At 34.6% G+C, this 10,826-nt stretch carries 7 protein-coding genes and 3 pseudogenes; 9 read left to right on the top strand and 1 reads right to left on the bottom strand.

Annotated features, from left to right (window positions below):
* Positions 1–11: 11 nt before the first annotated feature.
* Together CWATDRAFT_RS34700 and CWATDRAFT_RS26100 are read left to right on the top strand one after the other, a co-directional pair.
* Positions 12–705, top strand: a pseudogene (locus tag CWATDRAFT_RS34700) (IS66 family transposase); the annotation flags it as partial.
* Between the two features lie 382 nt (positions 706–1,087).
* Complete coding sequence (locus CWATDRAFT_RS26100) at positions 1,088–3,052, top strand: hypothetical protein (RefSeq protein WP_232287207.1); 1,965 nt, start codon at positions 1,088–1,090, stop codon at positions 3,050–3,052.
* A 1,335-nt stretch (positions 3,053–4,387) separates the two neighbouring features.
* On the opposite strand, the pseudogene CWATDRAFT_RS34695 reads toward CWATDRAFT_RS26100, so the two are convergent.
* Positions 4,388–4,572, bottom strand: a pseudogene (locus CWATDRAFT_RS34695) (IS5/IS1182 family transposase); the annotation flags it as partial.
* 91 nt (positions 4,573–4,663) lie between these two features.
* Between CWATDRAFT_RS34695 and CWATDRAFT_RS26090 the strand changes: the two are divergent.
* The 7 genes and pseudogenes from CWATDRAFT_RS26090 to CWATDRAFT_RS26060 all read left to right on the top strand — a co-directional run.
* Positions 4,664–5,095, top strand: coding sequence for a hypothetical protein (locus tag CWATDRAFT_RS26090; protein ID WP_007307815.1), 432 nt, complete (start codon positions 4,664–4,666; stop codon positions 5,093–5,095).
* A 220-nt stretch (positions 5,096–5,315) separates the two neighbouring features.
* A complete protein-coding gene (locus tag CWATDRAFT_RS26085; protein ID WP_007307816.1) occupies positions 5,316–5,897 on the top strand; it encodes a hypothetical protein in 582 nt (193 codons plus the stop codon).
* A complete protein-coding gene (locus CWATDRAFT_RS26080; protein ID WP_007307817.1) occupies positions 5,825–6,508 on the top strand; it encodes a hypothetical protein in 684 nt (227 codons plus the stop codon). The genes CWATDRAFT_RS26085 and CWATDRAFT_RS26080 overlap by 73 nt, the downstream gene beginning before the upstream one ends.
* 275 nt (positions 6,509–6,783) lie before the next feature.
* Positions 6,784–7,353, top strand: coding sequence for a hypothetical protein (locus CWATDRAFT_RS26075; RefSeq protein WP_007312844.1), 570 nt, complete (start codon positions 6,784–6,786; stop codon positions 7,351–7,353).
* Positions 7,354–7,378: 25 nt separating this feature from the next.
* On the top strand, positions 7,379–7,696 hold the full coding sequence (locus CWATDRAFT_RS36325) for a hypothetical protein (RefSeq protein ID WP_198139037.1): 318 nt from the start codon (positions 7,379–7,381) through the stop codon (positions 7,694–7,696).
* Between the two features lie 211 nt (positions 7,697–7,907).
* Complete coding sequence (gene fusA, locus CWATDRAFT_RS26065; protein ID WP_007307820.1) at positions 7,908–10,001, top strand: elongation factor G; 2,094 nt, start codon at positions 7,908–7,910, stop codon at positions 9,999–10,001.
* 220 nt (positions 10,002–10,221) lie between these two features.
* Positions 10,222–10,808 (top strand): annotated as a pseudogene (locus CWATDRAFT_RS26060) (transposase); the annotation flags it as partial.
* Between the last annotated feature and the right edge of the window lie 18 nt (positions 10,809–10,826).

Genomic DNA, 10,826 nt, shown 5'->3' with positions numbered 1-10,826 from the left:
GGGGTTAGCCCACATCAAATGAGGTCTGTGTGTTGATGTTGGCTCCCAACTTAGGAAAGCCTCCCGCCAGAAGTTCGAGAAATTGTTAGGAGCAGATTTTAAGGGCATCCTCAAACCAGTTGAACTGCNGTATTAGTGCCTACTTTAGACAAAGTGCGATGGCCAAACAGAAGTGTCTGGCACATTTNNAGGAANCGAGAGTTTAGAGTCCCTTAAAACCAGTCGTTTTCAAGCGAATCNGGAGGAATTTTGCATNGCCGNATGTACAGCAAGTTTTAGCAACCGCCCGTATCCATTATTCGTTCATTATTTCATGCTCGAAATTTAACCCTTGAAGACTTAGGCTCCAAAAGAACAGAAGTCGAGAACTCACTGCAAAAGATTTTTAAAGCAACTCCCAAAAAAGGATGGCCTTATGATGCACAAAGATTGATTAACCGTCTCAAACGTCATTGGGAAGAGTGGTTCACCTTTCTAACTTATCCTGAAGTCAAACCAGATAATAATGATGCTGAGAGAGCTTTACGTCCCATTGTCATTCACCGCAAAGTAAGTGGGGGAGCAAGAAGCGACTGGGGTGCAGAGTTAGTCACCCAAATGTTCAGTTTTTTAGAGACCATGAGATTACAGGGGCAAAATGCCATTGTCCAATTATGCGAATTATTTTCATTAGCTGGTCGGAGTCCCCCAGGATTAGAGATGTAAAAGGCTCCGGAGCCGATGGGGGATAGATTTTTCTTGATCCCCCTATCTCTCTGCACAAAAATACACAGGGTTAGCGGATAATCTCCGCTAACAAAAAACTATCTTACTATTTTTTTTTCTCATATTGTTGTTTTTATTTGAGGTTTTTAAAAGACTTGATTCTGGGAATGTTAGTCATTAAAATAGCCGTAATAAATTAGCTTAAATTTTACGCTAAATCACAGGGCTTATATTTTTGTTGACTCAACTGATGTTGTTTGTAGTGCTTTTCAATAAGACTTTTTTGTTGCGGTGAGCAGTTACGCTAAAATTAAATGGACAAGTCCAAACTTCTGAAGGAGAAACTTCTTTTGAATACCAGACTAATTTTCTTAGCTTGGATTTGGATAGTGAAGAAAATAAAAAAAGATTCAATAATAAAATTGAAAAAGACAAATTTATAATAAAAATTTTAAGGGTTTTATTTTTATATTACTTTGTATTTGCTTCTCGTAGTAACCCATTAGATAAAGAAAAAAAATATGATCCATCTTCAGAATTAACTTATAATCCAGTAGAGAACTTTGATACGCAAATTTTACCTATTTTGAAAGGAGACGATGATCAAGCCAAGAAAAATCTATTTATAAATATCAAGAAAGGTTTTGAAACAATTAATGTGAAATTAAAGTTAAATAAGTTGAAAAAATTACTAATTGATTGTATTAAAAAAACAAAATTATTTGACACTAAACCATGTACTTTAAAAGTTAGTATTAGTCAAGGTATTTTAGAAAAAGATGAAGATAAAATTATTGATAGTAATCAAATTTTTAACGATAAGTTAGCAAAAAAAGAAGGTTTAAAGTATATTTCAGTTGATGATAGCAGTGGTATCGATAAAGAAGAATTATGTAGTCTATCAGTTGAGATAAAATTTAATGATATTCAATACTTTCGGAGTAATGAAGAACAAAAGTTTAGTATGAAGTATGATTTAGAAGGAATTAAGACAATACCTATGCTTTTAACTCCTCAAGAAAAGCAATGTCGTGAGATTTATAAACAAGGATTAATAAATCAAGCGTGTTTAGTTTGTAATTATAATTATGAACGTCTCAAAGAAGAAATTTTCAATGCAGAAGATAATCCTAAGATGTTTTGGTATCAGTTAACTTTCTCCTTGTTAACCTATCTCAGTTTAAAAGTATTACTGGATGAAGCAAAAAAAGCGGATACAAGGTTATTTATTCCATTATTACGTCTTCATTTAACAGATAAAGATGATGCTTCACCAGAAGAAGTATTTATGCGTTCTTTTTCTTATGTATTATCCCATCTCTTAAATGAATATCATCGTTTTAGTTCTCAAGGAATTTGTCTTAAACAACTTGATTTTTTCAAAAAGCGTAATTCATTAAGTTCCTTATATTCTACCATTCCTAAAATATTTAAGTTTGATAATTATACTCCTAAGTTAGATAAACTTGCTATTATTGTTGTGTCTAGTCGAGAATGCGATCGCAAATCTACTAATACTTATCAAATAAAGAATATGATAGGGGAAGTTATCTGTTTAGATCATCAAAAAAATACTTCTAATGCCATTCGATTATATAATCAAGGTACTTTTTCTAAGAATTATGATACTGAAGAGATTTATAAAAATCCAGATGTTCTTACCAACAAAGTTACTGAGCTTTATAATAAAGGATATCGTCATTTTTTATATATTGCTAAATCTCCCTACTCCAACTATTTAAATATTACGGGAGAAGATAGAGAACTATTTTTTATGTCTCCTGATATTATTAAGACGTTAAAGATAGGGAAAGGTGACATCCATATTTATCCTATTTTCTTCGATAAATATTATGTAGTTAAACTGCAAAACATTAAAGCAGCTTCTCTTTATATTCAAGATACATCAGAACTCAGAGGATTAGTCAATGATAAAGCAGATGCAAGTCAAAGATCATTAGTATTCTTTAATCTATTTAACGGGATTACTGTTGGAAATAAAAATGATAGGTCATATAATGGTGTTATATCCTATACAACCTTATTAAATATTTATAATGACATTGAACACGAAAAAACTATTTATGCTGGATTAATTAATGATACTGAGTTAAAAAAAGATATATTGAATTATTTAACCTTATTTCATTTTTCTCGCTATGAAGCAGCATCAAGTATGATCAATCTTAAATTAGATCCTTATCAAAATTTAATAGGAGATAACTCTGTTGGTGCATTATCTATGTCAAAACATAGTAATAAGAATATTGATTTTAATTCTCTTGCTTTTCTAACAGAAGTAAGAAGATATTTATACGATAAACTAGAAAAGGAGGAACAAGAATAATGTCAAATATTGGCAAAAAAATTGAACTCGGAGAAAAGTTAGGATTTTTGTTTGAAGTTGGGTTTAATATTGGACTGCTTACCTACATCAAACAAAACAATATTAAGCAGAACTATGATGACTTATATTCTCAAGATTTAAAACAATTAAAGTTTAGTAGAATTATTGATAAACTAGCAATAGATGAAAGAGTTGTTAGTGACTCAAATCGTAAAATTATTAAAGATTGGGTCTTGTTTTTTCTGCAAAAAGCTTTTTTGTCAGGACTCAATTTTTTACAAGAATATTTTGAAGCAGTCGGAATTGAAAAAAAGTATTATAAAAAGCTAAATATTCTTTATTATCAATGCTATTTTCATGGCCATAATAGTTTAGGAACTTATACAACAAAAACAGATATAGAAGCATATACATCTAGTCTTAAACAGTTAGGAGATATTGATAATATTGAGCAATATCTTAATCAATATAAGGGAAAAGGAGAATTTCTAAAAGCTGATACTTTGATGTTGGTTAAGTATAAAGATAAAAAATATATTATATCCATTGATTATTCTATTTTTGCTATTCGAGAAATTCAAGATTTAGATAATCTTCATAGTGTTGAAGTTTTAAAAAGAATCTTACTTAAAGAAATTGCCTATTTAAGAAAAAAGAGTGTTTTTGCTAGTTTGGGACTGGATAGTAAAACCCCTAAAATTAATTTATCTGAGAGTTTAGCGAGTTATTATAAAGCATTTATTACTAAGGATAAAGAAAGCATGAAAATGATACAAGCAGGAAGTTATGCTTATAGTTTTTATTGTTTTCTTCAATCACAAAATTTACTGGAAGATCAAGAATCTGTAAATATAAATATTTTTGGATATAGCGATCGCGGAATAAGTTCCCTAACTTTAACCAATACAGAAGAACATATTAATATACTGAAAACTTGTTACCATATTTATACCAATGCAAGAGAAGAAGAATTACCAACAGCGCGTGAAAAAAGTTTGACAAAAATTAAACGTCAAGCAGCGAAAAGTTTTACTAATGGAAAAGAGTTCTTTAATGAACTAATGGAAACAAAAAATAATAATAAACCAATACATTCATTAACTCATACAGAAATAGTTGATAATTTTTTGAGTCCCATTGATACTATTCCAACAGAAATCTCTAATAACTTAAAATTAGATCCTAAACTAGACTTAAGAAATGCACATAAAGAACTGATTCAAAGAGAATTAGAATCTGATAAACATTATTTATTTTTAACAGGAAATCCGGGAATTGGTAAAACCACTGCAATCACAGAGTTTCTAAAACAAGCAAAAATTTTAGATGAAGGATTTTTATTTTTTCTCCTTTTTCTTGGAGACAATCCTTTTTTTTTACTTCTTTATCACTCTTGTCTATTTCTCTTTTTACTATTTTTTATTGATTTTGTTTATCAATTCTCCATCAATTCTTTTCCTAAAATGAACTAGCATTGAAGATTCCAGTGGTGGCTCTTGTTGATAACAATTTAAACCTATAACGCCGAGAGGTAATACATTTAATAAACATTTTCCAAAAATATTTAATAGTGCTTATAATTCTAGAAAAGGTAAATTTTTAGAAGACAATATGAGAAATATTTCTAGTCGTATTAAACATATTTTTGTGATGGTTGATGAGATTACAGGGGATGAAAATGGGGTCAACCTACTCCATGAAATTAGTAAATTTTTTAGACAGTTTACAGAAGAATATGGATTTAATTATAAAATCATTGTTGCTGATGCTTCTATTGTTAACCCTGATGTAATTAATCAACATTTTTCTTCTACTGTTTCTGAACCCAATAAAATCTTTTTTAGACAAAACTTTTCTAAAAATTTACCTTTATCAATTGAAAATTTTACCTTTAAAAAGAAACCTGTAACGATTATTAATAGTAACGCTTATCCTGCAAAAATTTTAAAAATAACTTATGAATTATTTATTAAATCCATCGAATTTCACGAAGAATTATATTTACAAAAAAATAAACCATTAAAAGAAGCCGTCCAAAAGTAAATCATTAAAGATATTAAATATATCCTAAAAAATAATCCTTCTGAAGAGATTATTGTTTATATTCAAGACAAAGAAAAACTAGCAGAATTAATTACACAAATTAAAAGATTTCGGAAATTTGAAGAAAAAAAGACTATTTAGAGATTCATGCAAATTTACGAGATCAAGATAAAAAAGAGGTTAAAAAATACCTGGATAAAAAATAATCAAAATTATCTTTATGACATCTTCTGCAAGTCGGGGTTTATCTTTTCCTAATGTTAAACATATTTTAGTAGAAATTCCTCGATTTGAAGTAGAAAGAAATTTAATGGAAGTGATCCAAGTTATTTATCGAGGTAGAGGTAATGATGAAATTGATAAACAAGATAAACAGTTAATATTTTATCTCAGTGAACAAGCAATATATGACAAAGAAAAGGATGAAGAAAAACGTAAATTAGCGATCCAAGAAAGCATTTTATCATTTATCAATCTCCTGCTAATTTTGAAAACTTCAATTATGACAAGGATTCAAGGTTCTGGTATAATTGAAAAAGATTATTTTTTAATGATTCCTGTGAGTGGAAAATCCGTTTCTGCTGCTGGTGAAACATTTACAAGTAAACTCAATAACTTAGTTGGACAACTTAAAAGAGAAGCGAGAAAATCTTACGATGCTGAAAGACTCATAGAAGTTTCTATTTGTCTACAAAAGCTTTTACAAGAGTGTGAGTTTACCCTAAAAAAATGTTTAAAGATCCAGAAAAAGCAGGTATATCACCTCTTGACTTACGTACAGAATTATGTAATCAATTCTTAAAATTAATGGATAATAGTTTTGAAGAATTATTAAACTATTATCCCATTGAACAATGTCATATCAATGGTGGTTTATTAGTGGTTCCTATTAAAGATAAAGGAATTGAGGAAAGATATAAAATCAGAACTGATCAGAATTTAGAAACCTTAAAATATGAAAAAATAATCGATAATTTATACTATATTAAAAACCATCCAAAATTACCAGAAAACATCACCAGAACAGTCGGAGATATAATTAAATTTGTGGATATTATTTTTGAGAAAGATCATAGTGTTCAAAACTACGAACAAAATAGTCAGTACGATGATCAATATTATGCTATTCCATTATATGCTTTTATTATTCCTGAACTCCTTGAAGAGTATTTTGAGTGTGATGATGATCAAACCGAACAACATAGCTTCAAAGATATTTTAAAATTGTATCTTCGTTCTCTGTATCCCGTTTCCAGTCTTTTACCCATCGGGTCTAAATACGAACAGTTTCCTTTTATTATTTTCCGCAGCTACAGTTTGAACGAACTTAGAAGTAAACTATTTACTGATAAATATTTATTAAACTCCCATGAAATTAATGTTTTAAGTTTAATTCTCGCTGAAAATTCGTGAGCAGTTCATAAGGTAATATTCTCTGTTTTCGGGAACATGGTGGGTTACGACGGATTCTTATTTTCTGCTTAATCATTAAATTTTCGCCGTCTAACCCACCCTACTCTAATTCACTTCTTGGTTGACAAATAATTTTTGCAGTGCAAACCAAAGCACCGATTCTTCCCACAAATGTTAAGATATCTCTCAGATTCCTCAAACCATACTTTTATCTTTTCGTTTTATTTAGTCATACCATGTTAAAATCCAATCTTTTCAGCCTTAGTTTACCTAGTATGATTGCTGTCTCTTGTCTTATAGGTTTCAGTGTATCCGAATCTGTATCTGCTCAAATTTTAGCCCAGGAAACCCCCTCAGAAGGGACAGAAGTACCTGAAGATGATCCCTCAGATCCCAGCAACCTTCGTCCTCTGACTCAAGCAGATAGTCTTTTGAGTTTGCAGGGAGGAGAAAAATTAATGAATGAAGCTGGTGAAGCTATTAACCAAGAAAATTATGACCTAGCAGTAACTAAGCTGCAACAGGCCCGTAAAGTCTTCAACCAATTATCTAACTTTTATCTACAACTAGCAAATAGCTTCTCTGGTATCGATACCGAAGTTTATGACTCGCAAAGAGACAGCGCACTAAAAACAGGGCAAATGAGAGACGCAGCCACTTATCAGTTAGCCTTAGTGCATCGAGCGCAAGATCAACCAGAGTTAGCCGTGCCTTTGCTAGTTCAGATCATCCGTTCTCAAAACCCAACCACAGATTTAGGCAAAAAATCCTATCAACAATTGTATGAATTAGGCTTTGTTGATGTTCCCTTCGCCGATGAAGCCCAAGCTACTTCATCTAATTAGAATTGTGGGGAGTGGGAGGTGGGAAGTGGGGAGTGGGAAGTGGGAAGGGTGGGAAGTGGGGAGTGTGGGAAGTGTGGGAAGTGTGAGGAGTGTGGGGAGACTAGAAACAATGTTAATATTATGCTCCCCCATCACCCAGTCACCCAGTCACCCAGTCACCCAGTCCCCCCAGTCACCCAGTCACCCAGTCACCCAGTCACCCCATCACCCAGTCACCCAGTCCCCCAGTCACCCAGTCACCCAGTCACCCCATCACCCAGTCACCCAGTCCCCCAGTCACCCAGTCACCCAGTCACCCAGTCACCCCATCACCCAGTATCAAGAGGTAATTTTGAAAACCTAAATAATATTGCCTCCTCAACTGGTGGTAATTGATGCAAAAAAACTTTACACTAAGATTACAATTGATAATGAAGAAGGCGAAAATAGACTTGTCTAGAATTGCGTGAGATAGCCAAAACCTCAAAATCTATCAAAGGCAACGCCGACTCCTCTGCGGGTTCACTCTGTCACTCGATGCTAACCGTTTATCACACCTAACGCTAAAAGTAAATATGAAAAAAGACCTTACCTCCTATAGAAACATCGGCATCTTTGCTCACGTAGATGCGGGAAAAACTACCACAACCGAACGTATTCTCAAATTAACAGGGAAAATCCATAAAATCGGTGAAGTACATGAAGGTGCAGCCACCACCGACTTTATGGAACAAGAACAAGAAAGAGGTATTACCATTCAGTCGGCTGCTACCAGTTGCTTCTGGAAAGACCATCAACTCAACATTATTGATACCCCTGGTCACGTTGACTTCACCATCGAGGTATATCGTTCCCTAAAAGTTCTTGACGGTGGAATTGGGGTCTTTTGCGGTTCAGGAGGGGTAGAACCTCAATCTGAAACCAACTGGCGTTATGCTAACGATTCTAAGGTAGCTCGCATCATCTACGTCAACAAGTTAGACAGAACCGGTGCAGACTTTTTCAGCGTTGTCAAGCAAGTGAAAGAAATCTTGGCCGCTGAACCCTTAGTCATGGTACTCCCTATCGGGATCGAAAATGACTTTAAGGGTGTGGTTGACCTTCTCACAGAAAAAGCCTGGGTTTGGGATGATTCCGGTGAACCCATGAACTACGAAATCCAAGAAGTTCCCGAAGACATGAAGGAACAAGTGGCAGAATATCGGGAAGCCATGATAGAACTGGCTATCGAACAAGACGACACAGTGATGGAAAAATATCTCGAAGGAGAAGAATTAACCATCGATGAGATTAAAGCTTGTATCCGCAAAGGAACCCGTGAATTAGCCTTTTTCCCCACCTACTGTGGTTCTTCTTTCAAAAATAAAGGGGTACAATTAGTGCTTGATGCAGTGATTGACTACCTTCCCAACCCCAAAGAGGTTCCCCCTCAACCAGAAATGGACGAAGAAGGCAATCAAATCGAAGGGGCCTTTGCTTATGTTGACCCCGAAAAACCCTTACGGGCCCTGGCCTTCAAGATCATGGACGATCGCTTTGGGGCTTTGACTTTCACCCGTATCTATTCCGGAACCATCTCCAAAGGGGATACAGTGCTTAATAATGCCACCGGTAAAAAAGAACGGATCTCCCGTTTGGTGGAAATGCACGCCGACTCCCGTGAAGAAATCGAAACGGCCCAAGCAGGAGATATTGTGGCCATTGTGGGCATGAAAACCGTACAAACAGGACATACTCTTTGTGATCCCACCGCCCCTGCTACCCTAGAACCGATGGTGTTCCCCGATCCAGTTATTTCTGTGTCTGTGACACCTAAGAAGAAAGGGGACAACGAAAAAATGTCCATGGCCATCAGTAAAATGGTGCAAGAAGATCCCTCTTTCTACATGGAAACAGACCAAGAAAGCGGTGAAACCATTATTAAAGGGATGGGAGAATTACACCTAGATATTAAGGTGGATATTCTCAAACGGACTCATGGGGTAGAAGTTGAAGTGGGTAAACCTCAAGTTGCTTATCGTGAGTCTATTACCCAAACCATCAACGACAGCTACACCCACAAGAAACAGTCTGGTGGTTCTGGTCAATTTGGTAAGATTGATTATATTATCGAACCAGGAGAACCTGGTAGTGGCTTCCAGTTCGAGTCTAAGGTAACTGGTGGTAACGTTCCTCGGGAATTTTGGCCTGCGGTTCAAAAAGGTTTTCAAACCAGTATTGACAGGGGCGTTTTAGCTGGTTATCCCTGTGTTGACCTTAAAGTTACTTTAACGGATGGAGCCTTCCACCCTGTTGACTCTTCTGCGATCGCTTTTGAAATCGCAGCTAAGGCAGGATATCGTCAATCTATTCCCAAAGCAAGTCCCCAGATATTAGAACCGATCATGAATGTGGATGTGTTCACCCCTGAAGATTATATGGGTGATGTGATCGGGGATATTAACCGTCGTCGTGGTATGATTAAGTCCCAAAATTCTACCCCCATGGGCGCACGTATTAAGGCGGATGTTCCTTTGAGCGAGATGTTTGGTTACATCGGTGACTTACGGACTATGACATCAGGCCGTGGTCAGTTCTCCATGGAATTCTCTCATTATGCCCCTTGTCCTAGTAATGTGGCAGAAGATGTTATCAAAGAGGCCAAAGAACGTCAGGCTGCCCTTGCTTAAGCTTTTCCGTTGACATTTATTATTACTTTCCTGATTGATATTATTTCGGTCAGGATTTTTTTATTAATTATTAATTATTAATTAGGGTTTGCTGAATAAAAGCAAAACCCTATTCTTTAAAAGGTTACACCCATATTCGCGATCGCAAAAAAGATCAGCTTTGTCGGCTACAAACCGCTATAATTGGTAGAAACACCTCCCAGTTGTTGGTCAAGAAGAAATGTATCGAAAAGAGGAGCAACCTTTACCGCCCCCAGAAAAATTTGAATTACCTTTCGAGGGCAAATTGTCCCCCAATAATCGTTGGGTAATCATGGCAGAGTTGATACCTTGGGATGATTTTGAGGAAGAATATGCTAAACTTTTTTCAGCAGAAAAAGGTGCGCCAGCCAAACTATTTAGAATGGCATTAGGGACATTAATTATTAAGGAAAAATTAGGAACAAGTGATAGAGAAACTATAGAACAGATTAGAGAAAATCCCTATCTACAATACTTTATAGGTTTAAATTGTTATCAACAAGAGCCACCACTGGAATCTTCAATGCTAGTTCATTTTAGGAAAAGAATTGATGGAGAATTGATAAACAAAATCAATAAAAAAATAGTAAAAAGAGAAATAGACAAGAGTGATAAAGAAGTAAAAAAAAAGGATTGTCTCCAAGAAAAAGGAGAAAAAAGCCGAGAACTTCTAGAAAAATTGCTAGAAAGGAATACTTAAAAGTAGCTAAAAAACGAAAAGTATCTTATCAAGAAAGAAGAAAAGCTATCGGGAAACAGTTAAAATACCTTAAGAAAAATTTAGGAATATAGAAGACTAATTCA

The organism is Crocosphaera watsonii WH 8501, assembly GCF_000167195.1.
Classification (GTDB): Bacteria; Cyanobacteriota; Cyanobacteriia; order Cyanobacteriales; family Microcystaceae; genus Crocosphaera; species Crocosphaera watsonii.
Note: the sequence above shows the minus strand (reverse complement) of the source record. Positions and strands in the feature narration are given on the sequence as shown.